Source organism: Bordetella genomosp. 5, from assembly GCF_002261315.1.
Lineage (GTDB): Bacteria > Pseudomonadota > Gammaproteobacteria > Burkholderiales > Burkholderiaceae_B > Bordetella.
This window is the reverse complement of record NZ_NEVP01000003.1, coordinates 29,078-44,444: the sequence shown is the minus strand read 5'-3', so window position 1 is coordinate 44,444 and position 15,367 is coordinate 29,078. Positions and strand designations below refer to the sequence as shown.

Annotated in this window: 16 protein-coding genes; 7 read left to right on the top strand and 9 right to left on the bottom strand. The window is 69.3% G+C overall.

All coding sequences use genetic code 11. The features are described 5' to 3' along the window. Positions 1-23 precede the first annotated feature (23 nt). Positions 24-1,043, bottom strand: a complete 1,020-nt coding sequence (locus CAL25_RS05410) for a FecR domain-containing protein (RefSeq protein WP_094798938.1) — start codon at positions 1,041-1,043, stop codon at positions 24-26. Further along, the gene (locus CAL25_RS05405) at positions 1,040-1,558 is read right to left on the bottom strand and encodes a sigma-70 family RNA polymerase sigma factor (protein ID WP_094798937.1); all 519 of its coding nucleotides are present in this window, start codon (positions 1,556-1,558) and stop codon (positions 1,040-1,042) included. Before CAL25_RS05405 ends, CAL25_RS05410 begins: the two co-directional genes overlap by 4 nt. 189 nt (positions 1,559-1,747) lie before the next feature. Here CAL25_RS05405 and CAL25_RS05400 point away from each other — a divergent pair, with 189 nt between their 5' ends. The 3 genes from CAL25_RS05400 to CAL25_RS05390 are packed head-to-tail and all read left to right on the top strand — an operon-like array spanning position 1,748 to position 5,642. Further along, entirely contained in the window at positions 1,748-2,266 is a 519-nt protein-coding gene (locus tag CAL25_RS05400; protein WP_094798936.1) for a sigma-70 family RNA polymerase sigma factor, read from the top strand. Beyond that, complete coding sequence (locus CAL25_RS05395; protein WP_094798935.1) at positions 2,263-3,213, top strand: FecR domain-containing protein; 951 nt, start codon at positions 2,263-2,265, stop codon at positions 3,211-3,213. The genes CAL25_RS05400 and CAL25_RS05395 overlap by 4 nt, the downstream gene beginning before the upstream one ends. A gap of 59 nt (positions 3,214-3,272) precedes the next feature. Beyond that, complete coding sequence (locus tag CAL25_RS05390) at positions 3,273-5,642, top strand: TonB-dependent siderophore receptor (RefSeq protein WP_094798934.1); 2,370 nt, start codon at positions 3,273-3,275, stop codon at positions 5,640-5,642. Positions 5,643-5,675: 33 nt separating this feature from the next. Here CAL25_RS05390 and CAL25_RS05385 read toward each other — a convergent pair whose 3' ends face one another. After that, complete coding sequence (locus CAL25_RS05385) at positions 5,676-6,125, bottom strand: DUF6389 family protein (protein ID WP_094798933.1); 450 nt, start codon at positions 6,123-6,125, stop codon at positions 5,676-5,678. Positions 6,126-6,329: 204 nt separating this feature from the next. Here CAL25_RS05385 and CAL25_RS05380 point away from each other — a divergent pair, with 204 nt between their 5' ends. Then, a complete protein-coding gene (locus CAL25_RS05380) occupies positions 6,330-7,202 on the top strand; it encodes a hypothetical protein (RefSeq protein ID WP_249278962.1) in 873 nt (290 codons plus the stop codon). Between the two features lie 69 nt (positions 7,203-7,271). Here CAL25_RS05380 and CAL25_RS05375 read toward each other — a convergent pair whose 3' ends face one another. Continuing rightward, on the bottom strand, positions 7,272-7,835 hold the full coding sequence (locus CAL25_RS05375; RefSeq protein WP_094798931.1) for a DUF3304 domain-containing protein: 564 nt from the start codon (positions 7,833-7,835) through the stop codon (positions 7,272-7,274). Between the two features lie 25 nt (positions 7,836-7,860). Further along, positions 7,861-8,415, bottom strand: a complete 555-nt coding sequence (locus CAL25_RS05370) for a hypothetical protein (RefSeq protein ID WP_094798930.1) — start codon at positions 8,413-8,415, stop codon at positions 7,861-7,863. A 387-nt stretch (positions 8,416-8,802) separates the two neighbouring features. Here CAL25_RS05370 and CAL25_RS05365 point away from each other — a divergent pair, with 387 nt between their 5' ends. Further along, on the top strand, positions 8,803-9,636 hold the full coding sequence (locus tag CAL25_RS05365; protein WP_249278961.1) for a DUF4189 domain-containing protein: 834 nt from the start codon (positions 8,803-8,805) through the stop codon (positions 9,634-9,636). Positions 9,637-9,718: 82 nt separating this feature from the next. On the opposite strand, the gene CAL25_RS05360 is transcribed toward CAL25_RS05365, so the two are convergent. After that, positions 9,719-10,792 (bottom strand): LLM class flavin-dependent oxidoreductase, encoded by a 1,074-nt coding sequence (locus CAL25_RS05360; protein ID WP_094798928.1) that lies wholly within the window; start codon positions 10,790-10,792, stop codon positions 9,719-9,721. Positions 10,793-11,060: 268 nt separating this feature from the next. Here CAL25_RS05360 and CAL25_RS05355 point away from each other — a divergent pair, with 268 nt between their 5' ends. Then, positions 11,061-11,507: an SRPBCC family protein gene (locus CAL25_RS05355; protein WP_094798927.1), complete on the top strand. Its 447-nt coding sequence runs from the start codon at positions 11,061-11,063 to the stop codon at positions 11,505-11,507. Between the two features lie 108 nt (positions 11,508-11,615). Here CAL25_RS05355 and CAL25_RS05350 read toward each other — a convergent pair whose 3' ends face one another. Further along, complete coding sequence (locus CAL25_RS05350; RefSeq protein ID WP_094798926.1) at positions 11,616-12,824, bottom strand: MFS transporter; 1,209 nt, start codon at positions 12,822-12,824, stop codon at positions 11,616-11,618. Between the two features lie 231 nt (positions 12,825-13,055). After that, positions 13,056-13,943: a LysR family transcriptional regulator gene (locus CAL25_RS05345; RefSeq protein WP_094798925.1), complete on the bottom strand. Its 888-nt coding sequence runs from the start codon at positions 13,941-13,943 to the stop codon at positions 13,056-13,058. 101 nt (positions 13,944-14,044) lie between these two features. Between CAL25_RS05345 and CAL25_RS05340 the strand changes: the two genes are divergently transcribed. Next, positions 14,045-14,470, top strand: a complete 426-nt coding sequence (locus CAL25_RS05340) for a PACE efflux transporter (RefSeq protein ID WP_094798924.1) — start codon at positions 14,045-14,047, stop codon at positions 14,468-14,470. Positions 14,471-14,559: 89 nt separating this feature from the next. On the opposite strand, the gene CAL25_RS05335 is transcribed toward CAL25_RS05340, so the two are convergent. Further along, on the bottom strand, positions 14,560-15,324 hold the full coding sequence (locus CAL25_RS05335) for a MipA/OmpV family protein (protein WP_094798923.1): 765 nt from the start codon (positions 15,322-15,324) through the stop codon (positions 14,560-14,562). Positions 15,325-15,367 lie beyond the last annotated feature (43 nt).

Genomic DNA, 15,367 nt, shown 5'->3' with positions numbered 1-15,367 from the left:
GCCTGGCTGTTACAAAAAAGGCCTCAGGCCGCGGCGAGCGTCACCCAGTAGCGGCTGCGGTACACCAGGCGCAGGCGCAGCACCTGCGCAATCATCTGCAGCGCCTCGTCGGTGCGGTCGAGCGGAAAGGTGCCGGAGATCGGCAGATCCGCCACCTCGGGGTCGCAGCGCGTGAGCCCCGGCCGATAACGCGCCAGCTCGGCCACCAGCTCGCCCAACGGCATGCGTTCGGCAGCCACCACGCCCTGCGCCCAGCTATCGGCCATGGGCGACAGCTGCCGCAGCGCATCGACGCCGTTGCTCCAGAGCTCGGTCATCTCGCCGCCGCGCACACGTCTCGCGCCCGCGCCCTGCGCCGGCTGGAGCCAGATCTCGCCGCGCCCCACCGCCACGCGGCTCTGTCCGGCCCAGGTGTCGCGCACGCCGAACCGCGCATCGGCGGCGTCGATACGGCCCGCCTGCGTCATGAGCGTGAACGGCGATTGCGCGTGCACCATCACTTCGCCGCCCAGCAGCAGCGCACGCGGACGCGCGCCCTCCGGATAGAGCAGCAAGTCCGTACGCGTGTTGAGCAGCAGCGTCACGCCTTCGGGCAGCGCGAGCGTGCGTTGAGCTCCGGTACCGGTATGAATGCGTTGTGCCAATGCCGGCCGGCTGCCGGTGAGACCGCCCAATCCCAGCGCCCCGGCGAACGTGGCGAGGCCGAGCAGCTCGCGCCGGCGATTGCGTGCGCGCCGCGCGCTGTCGTCCAGCGCCACGCGCACGCTCGGCCCGTGCAGCAGATTGGCGCCGGGCAGACGCATGAGCCCGCACACGCGCACCCAGGCGGTTTCGTGATCGGGGTGCATCGCGCGCCAATCGCCGCACTCCCGCATCAGCGGCGCATCCCGTTCCGGCTCGGATTGCAGCATCACGAAGTAGGTCGCGGCCTGCTCGATCACCGCCGCCGCAATGCGGGGCGTGGGGCTCGCGGCCGCCGCGGCATGGGCCGCCCCGGCACCGGCCGCCGCGGCATGGGCCGCCCTTCTCCCCACCCCGCTCATTCGTAGAGCGCCGCGTGGCAGTGCGCGATGGCTTTCACCATATCTTTCTGCACCATATTGAGCGTGATCCCGAGCATCTCCGCGATGTCGCGATAAGCCATGCCGTCGAGCTGCGCATACAGGAACACGTTGCGCACGCGCACGGGCAGTCCGTCGAGCACGCGCGAGATGCGGGCCAGCGCCTCGGCCACCAGCGCGCGATCTTCTTCCGAGGGTTGATACGCCTGCGGCACCACGGCCAGCGCTTCGAGATAGGCCCGCTCCAGCGCGACACGGCGATAGAAGTTGGCCATGAGGCGAGTCGCCACGGTGGCGAGGTAGGCGCGAGGCTCGCGCAACACGCCGCTCGTGCCCGCGCGCATCAGGCGCTCGAACGTGTCCTGCGCCAGATCGGCGGCGTGTTCGGTGTCGCCTCCCAGGCGCCGCCGCAGCATCTCGATCAGCCAGCGGTGATGATCCTGGTAGAGCCGCCCCACGTCGGCGCGTGCGTCGGAATGGGACGTGGCGGGAACCATAGCTGCAGGCTTATAATGATAATGAGAATAGCTATTAGTATAGAGACGCCAGCCCGGCGCAGCCAAGCCGCCGGGCGTAATTCGCCTGCAAGCGTCGGCTCTACACCACAGTTCCACTGAACGGCACGGCCTGCCCTGGCGTGCGGTTTCCTTGAATCTCCTATCGGCCCGGCGCAACCGGCGGCACGCATGTCCCTACCTCCTACCGAGCAGTCCGCCGTCGCCTCCCTCTACACCGCGCACCAGCCCTGGTTGCAACGCTGGCTGAGCCGCCGGCTCGGCTGCGCCCACGATGCGGCGGACCTCACGCAGGACACGTTCATCCGGTTGATGAACGGCCGCCAGGCGCAGGCGCTGCGCGAGCCGCGCGCCTTCCTCACCACGCTGGCACAGCGCGTCCTGGTGGATTTCTGGCGCCGGCGCGAGCTCGAGCGCGCCTACCTCGACAGCCTCGCGGCCCTGCCGGAAGCGCATGCGCCCTCCGAAGAGTCGCGCGCACTCGTGCTCGAAGCCCTCACCCAGATCGATCGCATGCTCGCCCGCCTGCCGGCCAAGGCCCGCGCCGCGTTTCTGCTCAGCCAGCTCGACGGCCTGAGCTATCCGCAGATCGCGCGGCAGCTCGGCGTGGCCGAGATCAGCGTGCGGCGCTACATGAAACAGGCGATCGCCGCCTGCGTGGCCGCGCAGACCGGCGCCGGCGCGGCATGAGCGCGGTGCCAGCCTCTCCCGACGCGCTCGAGCGCGCAATCGACTGGATGGTGCTGCTGGAGTCGGGCGCTGCAAGCGCGGCCGACCGCGCGCGCTTCTCGGCCTGGTTGGCCGACCCGGCGCACGCACAAGCCTGGCAGACGGTGTGCGGCGCCGTCAGCGGCGCGCTCGCCCCCGTGCGCGGCCCGCAGGCCGGTGCGGCCAGCGCAGCCCTGCGCCAGCCGGTCTCACGACGCAAATGGATCATCGGCGCGGGGCTGCTGCTGGCGGGCGGCGGCCCGGCGGCCTGGGTACTGGATCGCCACACGCCCCTCATGACGCTGACCGCCGACCTGCGCACGGGCACCGCCGAACGCAGGCGCTATCCCCTGCCCGATGGCTCGGTGCTCACGCTCAACGCCCGCTCCGCCGCCGACCTGGCTTACGACGACAGCGAGCGGCGCGTGGTGCTGCGGGCGGGCGCGCTGTGCGCCGAGGTGGCCGCCGACGCCCGCCCCTTCGTGGTCGCGACCGCGCATTGCGAAGTGCACGCGCGCCAGGGCCAGTTCGCCGTGGTGCAGGGCGAGGGGCAGAGCGAAGTCACCGCGCTGCGCGACACGGTCGAGGTCTGGAGCCAGGGTGCGCGCACCACGCTGGACGCAGGCGCCAGCCTGCGCGTGGACGCCGGCGGGCCCGGCGAGATCGTGCCGGGCAGTGCCTGGCGCGCCGCCTGGCCGAGCGGCATGCTGGTCGTGCGCGACGAGCCGCTCGCGCGGGTCGTCGACGCGTTGCGCCCCTACCGGCGCGGCTGGATCCGGCTGGCGCCCGAGGCAGCCCGTCTCCGGGTCGTGGGGACCTTCCCGCTGGACGACACCGACGCCGCCCTAGACGCGCTCGCCCAGACCCTGCCGATCACGCTGCGCCGCCACGCCGGCTGGCTCGTCACACTCGAAACGCGCGCAGCATGATCGGATTTGCCGGGCTCATCCGACAACCCTGCTGAGACCTCACTCACAGGAGAATCCGCATGACCCCGCGTTTACGCGCCACCGCTCTTGCCGGAGCGCTGGCCAGCCTGACCCTCACCCCACCCGCCCTGCACGCCCAGGCCGCCAGTCAGGTCTATGACCTGCCGGCCGCGCCGCTGGCCGACACCCTCACCGAGCTGGCGCGCGCCAATGGCCGCACGCTGTCGGTCGATCCCGCGCTGGTGGCGGGCCGCCGGGCGGCGCCCGTGCGCGGCCGCTACGACGCCGAGCAGGCGCTGCGCCAGGCGCTCGCCGGCACCGGGCTCGAGCTGACGACCACCGCCAACGGCACGCTGAGCGTGCGCCCCGCGCGCACCGGCCAGACCAGCACGCTGGAGCCCGTGCGCGTGATCGGCGTGCAGGAGTCCGCGCTGGGCCCCGTCGACGGCTATGTGGCGCGCCGCAGTTCGGCCGGCATGAAAACCGACACCGCCCTCGTCGAAACCCCGCAGGCGGTCTCGATCGTGACGAGCGACCAGATCCGCGACGTGAAGGCCAGCTCGCTCGCCGACGTGCTCGACTACACGCCGGGCTTCGCCGCGCAGGCGCCGTCGTTCAGCCGCATGGTCGACGACTTCATGCTGCGCGGCTTCAACGTGGCCACCGGCAACAGCGGCATGCTGCGCGACGGGCTCAAGCTGCAATCCAGCGTGTACGACGGGGGCCAGGAGCCCTACGGCCTGGAGCGCGTCGAGGTGATGCGCGGCGCGGCCTCCGTGCTGTATGGCCAGCTGAGCCCCGGCGGCGTGGTCAACGCCGTGAGCAAGCGGCCGTCCGGCGAGCGCCTGCGCGAACTCAATGTGGAGTACGGCTCGTACGATCGCCGCCAGATCTCCGGCGACTTCACCGGCCCGCTCTCCGAGGATGGCGTCTGGACCTATCGCCTGACCGGGCTGGCGCGCGAGGCCAACAACTGGATGCGCCACACGCCCGACGACCGCACCTATCTCGCGCCGTCGTTGCGCTGGCAACCCTCGGCCGCCACCTCGCTCACGCTGATGGCCACCTACCAGCGCATCCGCACCAACTTCGCCGCGCCGCTGCCCGCGTCGGCCACGCTCAACGGCAAGCTGCCGCGCGACTTCTTCGTGGGCGAACCGGATTTCGACCGCTACGACATGGACAGCGGCACGGTGGGCTACGCCTTCGAGCACGCATTCAACGACCGGCTCAAGCTGCGGCAGAACACGCGTTACTACACGGCTGAGGGCAACTGGGATTACGTGTCGTTCGGCGCCCTGCTGCCCAACGACTCGGTCCGGCGCGGCGTCGTCAGCCGCGACGAGCGCTCCAGCGGCATCACGACCGACACCTCGCTCGAGTGGCGCGTCGATACCGGCCCGGTCGAACACACCCTGCTCGCCGGCCTGGACTACTACCGCAGCCGCTACGACTCGCACCGTTATGGCGGCACCGTGGCGCCGCTGGACAACATCTACGACCCGACCTACGGCGCGACGCCGGTGGTGAACCGCGCGGCCGACAACGGCTTCGTCACCCGCGGCGAATCGATGGGCCTGTATCTGCAAGACCAGATGCGCATCGCCGACAAGTGGGTGATGGTGCTGGGCCAACGCCAGGACTGGGCGCGCAGCACGCAGCGCACCTTCGCCAACGACCGTACGGTGCGCTCGAACGACAGCGCCAACACCGGCCGCGCCGGGTTGGTCTATCTGGCCGACAACGGCCTCGCGCCCTACCTGAGCGCGAGCCAGTCGTTTGCCCCGTCACTGGGCGCGAGCCGCGACAACACGCCGTTCAAACCCACCAAAGGCACGCAGTACGAGCTTGGCCTGCGCTACGAGCCGCCGGGCACGCGGATGCTGTTCTCGGCCGCCGTCTACGACCTCACGCAGCGCAACTCGCTCACCGTGGATCCGGTCAACCCCACCTTTTCGGTGCAGACGGGCAAGGTGCGTTCGCGCGGCCTCGAGCTCGAGGCGCGCGCGCAGTTCGGCGCGACCGGCCTGACCGCCAGCTACGCCTACACCGATGCCCGCACCACGCGCAGCAACGACCCGCTGCTGCAGGATCAGCGCGTGGCGCTGGTGCCGTTGCACAGCGCGTCGTTGTGGGCCGACCATGACTTCACCGCGCTGGGCGCGGCCGGCCTGACGCTGGGCGTGGGTGCGCGCTATGCCAGCAGCAGCAACATCCCGGGTTACGACCGCGATGCGCCGGGCTATCTGCTGTTCGACGGCATGGCGCGCTACGACTTCGGCGCGCTCTCTCCCACCATGAAGGGCCTGAGCGTGACGGTGAACGCGCGCAACCTGTTCAACCGGGGGTATATGTCGTGCTCGGCCGCGAGCGGCTGCCGCTATGGCGCGCCGCGCCTGCTGTACGCGACCATGAGCTATCGCTGGTAAGAACGGGCCCTGCCGGGAAGGCAGGGCCTCGCCCTACGCGGCCAGCGCGATCGGCTCGCGCTGGCCGTACCCTTCTTCGCCGTACACCAGCCCCGGCAACGGGCTATGTCCGCGCGCGCAACGATTCCAGAGGGTCTCGACCCATCCCATCGCGGTGTCGACGATGACGTCCTGCACGTCGAACGCCGTCTGGTGCGATGCGAAGGTGGGCACCTCGGGTTCGAGCCCGGTCTCCGTGTACACCACCTCGAACAGATTGCGATGCGGTTCGATCGCGCGGTTGAGCACGTAGAGGTCCGGCCCGTCGAGGCTGGCCACGATCGAAAACGTGCCGGTGCCGTCCTGATCGGGGAAGATGGCGATATGGATCTCGCGCGCCTTGGGCGGCAGCGCCGCGATCAAAGCCCGCAGCTTCTCGCCGGCGGCATCGGCGTGTTGATCCAGGATGCGCAGCAGCGCTTGTTCGTAGTCGTGGCGAGTCATGCGCGCACGGTAGCGCAATGCCGCGCCCCCGCACCCCACAACTTGTAAGCCCATGCAAAACCCCGCAACACCTTGCGTGAAAGCCCGCGCAAGCGGCTTGCTAACATCAGCGCACTTTTCCTTCCCTACCCCTCCGCCATGACGCCCCGTTCCGTAAGCAAGGCCCTTTGCGCAGTGCTCCTCGCGACCTCGCCCGCTCTCCTGATGGCTCAGACCACGGTGCGATCGCTGGATGAAGCGCGCGACGCGCTTCGCACACAGGAAGGCCGGGATCTGCGCGACAGCCAGATGTCGGGCGCGCCGCAACCCGACGGCCTGGGCACCGCCCTGCCCGCCGGCTTTACCAAAGAATTTCTGCTGCGCGAACTCGCGCCCGCCGCCGATCCGGCCACGCTGGTGCTCGCCGGCGCCAAACCCTGGGCCGCGCGGCCCAACAGCTACGTGGCGATGGTGTGCCTGGCGCGCACCGCCAAGGCCGCGGCACGCGCGGTCAAGTCGAGCCGCACCGATTGCAGCAACGTGCTGGGCCAGGGCGACGAACGCGACGTCATGCTGGGCGTCTTCGAAGCCGCGCCCGGCGCCGCGCCACGCCGCATCGCGCGCACGCCGGACCCGGTCGACACGCCCACCAACTGGTACGACAGCAACATCGACATGCCAATGGATCTCAGCCTGCAGGAGGGCGAAGGCGCGCCGCTGGCGGAGCCCCAAGGATGGCGCCGCTGGGATCTGGCGCGGTACGAGATCCGCCCGGGCGACGTGGCCCTGGGCCTGCGCGCGACCTGGACCGAAGGCTATTCGGGTGGCGGCGCGGTGTTCGAAGCGCTCTACCTCTTCCGCATCGACGGCGACGCACTGCGCCCCGTCTTCGCGCGTCCGATGGCATTCACCAAGGACATCGCGGGCGACTGGAATGCCGATGGCACGCGCCAGCACGACGTGAGCGATGCCAGCAACGTGCTGGTGATGCTGCCCCGGAAGACCGACGGCTACTTCGACATCAAGCTCAGCCAGAAAGGCGGCGGCGACTTCGGCCGCGTCTTCACGTACTCCCGCGACAGCGGCATGTACGAGTAAAGCGTTCGGCGTATGGCCGCGCGGGATGCGCGGAGAGGGCCGCCTGGCCCATGCCCCGGCGGCGCGCGCTCAGCGCTGGTCCAGCCCCTTGGCCGAATCGGGCCAGCGCCGCGCGTACTCATGCTCGGGCGGCATCGAGATGCGGCGCCGATCGAACTGGTTGACCGATCTGTCGACCAGCTCGCCCTCGACGCGGCCGTCCGGATAGAAGTGCAGCAGAAGCAGCGCCGGATTGGGCGGGAACGGTTTGGGAATCGCCACCTCGGCCAGCGCCTCGCGAGGCACGGGCTTCTGCCCGTCGGAGATATAGCGGTTGGTCTTGAGGTCGTAGCGGCTGCCCTCGCGCCAGCGCACCACCACGTGCCGCGTGGCGCCGAAGCGAAAATCGCTTTCCTTCCAGACCGGCGGCCCCATGGCCAGGCCCCCGGTGGTGTAGGCCCCCGCGTTCCCCATCCAGATTTTGTCGACCGTGACGTCGAGGAGGCTGCGATCGGTGTAGTTGAAGGCGGCAAGCGTCAGGTACTTTCGCTTCGGCTTGCCCTGCGAGGCGGAGTTCGCGCCGCTGCCCGCGCAGCCGGTCATGAGCACGGCAAGCGCGCAGACCAGCGCGGTGAACCTTCGACGTCCAGCCATCCGCTCGTGCTCCCCGACGCGCGCGTCAGTTCATATAGTCTTTGGCTTCTTTCTCGGCGGCCCACGTTCGCAGCGCGCCGATGAATTCAGGGCACACATTGCCCTCGACCGTCGACTCGATGATGACGCTGTCTCGCATGCGCATGATCACCGCGCATTCGTAGACGCGGGTGCGGTTCTGCATATAGCCATGATTCGTGGTCTGCATCACCGGCGTCGGCGCCGAGTTGCGCGAGCCCGGGATCATGCCCACGACCTGCTGGCTCGATCCCGTGTTGACCCACTCGGTGTAGGGCGCGGTCTGGTAGTCGGTCCATTCCAGCTGCATGACGCCATTGCCCATGTTCTTGGTCCGCGACGGTTCGCCGAGGGCGGCGATCGCATCGTTCACGGAGCGGCCCTTCATGTTGCGGGCCACGTTCACGCTGGGCGAAAACGAAAACCCGTTGGAGAAGGACGGCAGCACGGAGCTTCCGCCCGTGGCCATGGGCGCGCAGCCCGACAACGTGACGAGCGCGGCGGCGGCCAGCAGCAGCGGCCAGCGCAGCGCGGCGGCGCGAGAGAGTTGCGGTGTCTTCATGGCGCTATTCCGGTTCGGGATCTGGTGAATCGCGCGCCATGATGCCGGGACAAGCGGCAAGGCTTCAACGTGTTTTGTTTCGCTTCGTGACATTAGGCGGTGCCCGGGCCCGCGCACCGCACCGGCTCGTTGCGCCTGCAACCACACTGGGCGCCTGCCTCCGCGCCCGTTTTGCGGGCGACACGCCGCCGCTCAGCCACGTCAGACGAGTCTGATTTTTTGTTACTCAATACGTCCCTCACAGCGTTTGGCGGTGCGCCGGTGGCACCGGTCCAGTTGCTAAGATCGTGCCGCTTCTCCCTCCGGCATGCCGTCCGCACGACGCGCATGACGCCCCGCGCGGCCGATTGCCGCGCCGCGATTCACCTCTTAGACGCATACACGATGATGCCCGCACGCCTTCTGCTCACGCTACGTACGGTAATGACCGCCCTGGTGCTCTTCGTGGGGCTGGGCACGGCCCAGGCCCAGGGCGTGGGCAAGACCTACGGCGGCACCGCCACCGACGAGAAGAACAGCAAGGTCTACTGGGTCATGCCCGTCACGTCCGGCAAGCAGGCCGAAGTCAACGCGGTGGCGCAATGCCGCGCGCAGGGCGGCAAGGGCTGCCTCAAGCTCGGCTGGTTCGCCGACAGCTGCATGGTGTACGCACGCAACTCGATCGACACGATTTACTCGGGCAACAGCGTCTCGCCCGAGATCGCGGCCAAGATGGCGATTCGCCGCTGCACGGCCGGCAGCCCCGACGGCGGATGCAAGCTGACGACCCTGCCCGTGTGCGTGGGCGCCGGCTATGCGGCCGAACACCGCGAAGCCGCCCTCAAGGCCAAGCCGGCCGAACTCGAAGCCGTGTCGGCGAAGTACGACAAGCGTGGCTACTGGGGCTCGATCGCCGAATCCGAAACGGGCGATCTGCTCTACGCGGATCAGTATCCGACCGAGAAAGAAGCCGTCGAGAAGCTGCTGGGCTGGGAGGACTGCAAAGGCTGCAAGAAGCTGCTCACCTACGAAAACAGCTGCGTCGGCCTGGCCTGGCAAAAAGGCGTGAAGGGCCGCGGCAACAGCTTCACCGCGCTGAACCCGGATCCCGACACGGCGCGCAATCAATCGCGCGCGGCCTGCACGGCCAAGACCGGCAATCCCGGCTGCGTGGCCATGGTGCGCTGCTCGGGCCGCCAGTACAAGAACGGCTACAAGGGCGAAGACGAAAAGGCGAGCTGAGGCGAGTGAACGCCGCCCGACATGACAATGGCCACCGCGAGGTGGCCATTTTTCATTGCGCAGCGAGTCCCCCCTGCCCGGCTCAGGCGTCGCGCAACAGCGGCAGCAGCTGTCGCCCCTGCCGTTCGATCTCGCGCTGATACGGCGTGTCGGACAGCACGAAATGGGTGATGCCCAGATCGCGATACTTGCGCAGCGAGCGCGCCACGTCCTGCGCCGATCCCACCAGCCAGGTCGTGCCGGCGCCGCCGCCACCGTGTTTGCCCGGCGCGGTGTAGAGATTGTCGTCGAGCACCTCGCCACGCGCGTGCAGGTCGAACAGGCGCTGTTGCCCCACGGCCACCGGACCGCGGTGGTCCTGCCAGCCCGCGCCGTTGTTCTCGGCCATTTTGGCGACCTTGGCCTGCGCCTGCGCCCACGCCTCTTCGGTGGTGTCGCGCACGAGCGTGGTGACGCGCAGACCGAACTCGAGCGGCGCGTGCTCGCGACCGAGCTCGGCGCCGAGCGCGCGCAGCCGCTCGATGCGCCGGGCCACGTCCGCCAGCGGCTCGCCCCAGAAGAGTTGCACGTCGGCCTCGGTGGCCGCCACGCGCTCGGCGGCTTCGGAGGCGCCGCCAAAATAGAGCTTGGGATGACGCCGCTCGCCGCGAGGCACGATGCGCGGCTGGGCGGTGGAGTCGCTGACCTGGAAATACTCGCCGCGGTAGTCCACGTGCTCCTCGGTCCAGAGCTTGCGCACCAGCTGCATGAATTCACGCGTGCGGGCGTAGCGCTGCACCTGATCGCCCTCGCGGTCGCCATAGGCCGCCACGCTGTCCTGGCCCGACACGATATTCACGCGCACCCGGCCGCCGCTCAGCTGATCGAGCGTGGCGGCCGCCGATGCGAAATGGGCCGGCTGCCAGTAGCCGGGCCGCACGGCGATCAGCGGCTCGAAGCTGCGCGTGCGGGCCGCCAGCGCGGCCGCCACCGTAAACGTGTCGGGGCGGCCCCAGCCGGCGCCCAGCAGCGCGCCCCGCCAGCCGTTGCGCTCGAGCGCCTCGGCCTGCGCGGCCAGGGTATCGAGACTGTTGTGATCCGACGCGGCGACGTCGCCACGATGCCCCGCCTCGACCTGATTGGGGATGTACCAGAGGAATTCGGAGGTGCTGCTCATGCGATGGGCCTGCCCTGTGAGGTGGAAACACCGAACGCCAGCATGCCCCAGGCGCGTCCTCAGGTCGAAGAACTATGGCGCGAATCCATATGTCTTGCGGCAATAAGAAACGCGCGCGACGCGACTGCGAGTACAGTGAAAACGGCCGGTCTGCCGCCGGATGGGCTCACGCCTGGCCCGAGGGTTTCCCCTAGGGCCATCGATGTCGATCTGGCCCGCGCCCGCACGTCGTGTCTGTACGTACCCCTCATTCATGGAGACTTCCATCATGGCTACCGGCACCGTCACCCTGCACCGCGTCCTGCGCGCTCCGGCCGAGCGCATCTACCGCGCCTTCATCGATCCCCACGCCGTCGCGCGCTGGCTGCCGCCCTACGGCTATGTCTGCGAGGTCGAAACGCTCGACGCCCGCGTGGGCGGTCAGCATCGCATGGCGTTCCGCAATTTCGGCACCGGCCACGCGCACCAGTTCGGCGGCACCTATCTCGAACTCGTGCCGGGCGAAAAAATCCGCTATTCGGATGCATTCGACGACAGCAACCTGCCGGGGCAGATGAGCACGACGGTCACGCTGCGCGCCGTGTCGTGCGGCACCGAGATCCACATCGTGCAGGAGGGCATCCCCGAGGCGATCCCCACCGAGATGTGCTATCTCGGCTGGCAGGAATCGCTGGCGCAGCTCGCGCGGCTGGTGGAACCCGAGATCCCCGACTGAACGGGGCCCGCGCGTCGGGAGCTGCCGGAGCGTGGCCGCGCGTGCACCCCGGCGCGGTCCGATTGCTCGAACGCTTAGGATTGCGCGCGAGTACGGTTCGTCGCGCGCTCACGCGACCGCGTCGGAGGCCGGCGCGGATGCGGGACGCGTCTCGGGCAACAGCAGCAGCACGGCGCACGCCAGCGCGGCCACGGCGGCCAGCGTGATGAACGCCATGTCGTAGCCGCCATACCGCACGACCGTGCCGGCCAGCCCGTTGCTCAGGGCCGCGCCAACCCCGAAGACGGTCGTCACGGCGCTCAGGCTCGCGTTATAGCGGCCCGAGCCTTGCGTGAGGTCCAGCACCATCAGCGGCAAGGCGGCGCCGAAGATGCCCGCGCCGACACCATCGAGCAATTGCACCGCCACCAGCCATGCGGTGTCGTCCGACAGCGTGTAGAGCACCCCGCGCAGCGGCAGAATCAGAAAGCCGATCAGCAGAAGCGGCTTGCGCCCCCAGCGATCCGCGTAGCGGCCGACCGCCAGGGCCGCCGGGATCATCACGAACTGGGCCGCCACGATGCAGGCGGCGGTGAGCGGCGTGGCGAGCTTCTCGTTCGCCAGGGCCAGCTTCTGGCCCACCAGCGGCAGCATGGCGGCGTTGGCCAGATGGAACAGCGCGCAGCTGCCGGCCAGCACGAGCAGGCTGCGCTGTTGCAGCAGCGCGCGCAGCGGCAGCGGTGCCGCGTCGTGATCGCTCAGCCCGCGGGCGCGCTCGGGATCGATATCGGCGGGCAGCCGCCACGCGGCCACGATGCTGGCTAGCGCCATCACCGCCATCAGATAAAACACGGCGACGGGCCCCCAGACATACGCGAAGCCGCCCGCAAGCAGCGCCGCGACCGCGTTGCCGGCGTGATTGAAGGATTCGTTGCGCGCGATACGGCGCGCGAACAGGCGCGAACCGGTCAGGCCCAGCGTCACCCCCGCGATGGCCGGCGCGAAGACCGACGAGGCCACCCCGGCGAGCGACTGCGTCACGCTCACCCAGGCGAAGCCCGCATCGAACAGGATCGCCAGGCAGGCCAGCGTGATGAGCAGGGCGGCGCCGATCAGCAGCAGGCGCTTGTCCGGCACACGATCCACGAGCGCGCCCGCGGGCGTCTGCGCCACCAGCGCGGCGATGCCGGCCAGGGTCATGACCCACCCGATGCTGTCGGGCGGCCAGTGATGGACCGACAAGAGATAGATCGCGAGATAAGGCCCAAGTCCGTCGCGCACGTCGGCGACGAAGAAGTTGAGCGCGTCCAGTGGACGCGATGCGGATGACGAACTCACGCTGATCCCGATAAGGTCGCCGCTTGAAGGTGGCGGCCGGCTAGGTGCGGCCGGCTAGGTGCGGCTGGCTAAGTGCGGCTGGCTAAGTGCGGCCGGCTAAGCGCGGCCGGCTAGGCGCGGCCGGCCAGGCGCGGCTGGCTAAGTGCGGCCCGCGAAGCCGTGACACGCGGCGACAGTAGCACGGCCCGGGGGTCGCCGTGCATCCCCCTTTTGGCGTCTCCGCGGCCACGCTCAGCCGAGTTCGCGGGCCTCCGCGCGCAGCCCCTCTGCCAGCTCGGCGGCCGCCTTGCCCAGCCCGGTATGGCGCGGCAGGCGCAGATACACCGGCAGGTTCAGACCGTTGCGCGTATTCGAGAAGCGCAGCGCGACCAGCGATTTGCGCGCCAGCGCCTCGCGCACGCTCCCGCGCGGCAGATTGGCCCAGCCGTGGCCCGCCTCCACCAGCGCGAGCGCCCCCGCCGTGTTGTCGACCTGCCAGACGCGGCTGCTGATCACGGGCCGCGCATCGCTCATGGGCACCTCCGGGTTCGCCACCACGACCTGCCGGTGCAGGGCCAGGGTTTCGATCGGCCAGGCCTTGCGTGCCCCCAGCGCATGGGCGGGCGCGGCCACCGCCATCAGCGTCTCGGTCCAGAGCGCGTGGATCGATTCCTGCGCGTGCAGCTCGAGCCCGCCGTAGGCCACGCACAGATCGACGGCAGACCGGTGCAGGGCGTCCACGATCTCGTCCTGCGGCGCGCGCCGCACCTGGATCTCGAGCGCGGGATAGCGCTGCGCGATCGCGGACAGCGCACGCATGACCGGCGCATCATCGAGCTCGGCGGCCACGCCGATCCTCAGACGCGCTTCGACGCCTGACGACAGATGCAAGGCATGCGCGCGCAACGCGCTCAGTTGCTCGTCGATCAGACGCGCCCCCGGCAACAGTGCCGCCATCGCGGGCGTGGGCACGGGCTCGCGCCGGCTGCGGTCGAACAGCACCAGACCCAGCTCGGCCTCGAGGTTGGCCACCGCCATGCTCACCGCCGACGGCGTGCGCCGCAACGCGCGCGCCGCCGCCGAGAACGAACCCGTATCCACGATACGCAGCAGTGTCTCGATGTGATCGCTCGTGAGCATGGCCGCCTTCCTATAAGCAAAACTGACAGTATCCAGCTTTTATGGACATATCCTCTGATGATAGCCTTGCGCCCTTTCCAACGATAGGCAAGAGAGAAACCATGCAGGGCTGGCGCAGGCGCGTGACGTATGTGGTGTTGTTCGAGGCGCTGGGCATCCTCATCGCGGCCACCTGGCTGAGCCTGCTGTCGGGCGCCGGCGCGGTGCAGAGCGGAATGCTGTCCCTCATGATCACCACCACCGGCATGACCGTGAATTTCTTCTACAACCTGGGCTTCGAGGCCTGGGAGCGGCGTCAGCGCGAGCGCACCCGGTCGTTTGCGCGCCGGGTCGGCCATGCGCTCGGATTTCAGGTGGTGCTGGTGTCGTTCCTGATCCCGCTGATCGCGTGGTGGCTCGACGTCAGCCTGTGGCAGGCCTTTTTGTACGACGCCGCGCTGATCGTGTTTTTCCCGATCTTCACGTTCTTCTACAACTGGACCTTCGACACGGTGTTCGGCCTGCCCGACGCCGTGAGCGCGGGCTGAGCGGTTGCGGCCGGCGAGGTGCGGCCGGCGAGGTGCGGCGGGCACATTCGCCGTGCCCTCTGCCTGCAGGCCGCCCCGGCCCGCCCGCGTCAGAAGCGGTAGGCCACGCCCACGCTGCCGAACACATTGGCCTTGCGCTCGTTGAGCGGGCTGTCGCGCGCATCGCCGAGCACCGTGTTCACGCCCACCGTGCTCATCAGGTTCCAATCCTTGGTCAGGCTGTAGTTCCAGCTCGCGGCCACCGCGGCCGACTTGAAGCCCGACGAGGCCGAGTACTGCGGCAGGCCTTCGCGGCTGCGCGCGGCATCGCGGGCGCTCACGCCGAACCAGGTCTGCATGGCATCGCTGTTGGCCCAATGCGTGCTCACGCCCAGGCGCAATTGCTGCCGCTCGGTCTGCAGCACGGCATACGAGGCGCGCAGTTCGAGCGTGCCGCCGTAGCCGCTCTTGGCGGCCTGGCGATACGCGGCGCCCAGCGAGTAGCGGCCCGGCGTCCATTCGATGTAAGCGCCGTACGACGCATGAAAATCGATGTCGCGCATGCCCTTGGTCCGGTCGGCGTCATCCGAGTCGCGGCCCAGATCCATGCCCAGGAAGATCCCGCCTTCGAGATCGGTGGCGAGATTGGTGCGCAGCCCCAGCGCCGGCAGACCCGCGCGCGGCGAAATGAAGAACGGGCCCGACGAATAATTGATCAGCGGCCGCGGCACGGCGCGATACTCGCGCGAGCCCTCGTACACCGGCACGACGCCCACGCCGAGGCCGATGAAGTTATTACTTTGGGCCTGCGCCCCGGCTGCGCCGGCGAGCAACGCCAGCCCGGCCGCACCGCGCGACCACATTGATCCAAGCATGATGGCTCCTGTCGATTCCCACGGCGGCGCGTCCGGCCACCGT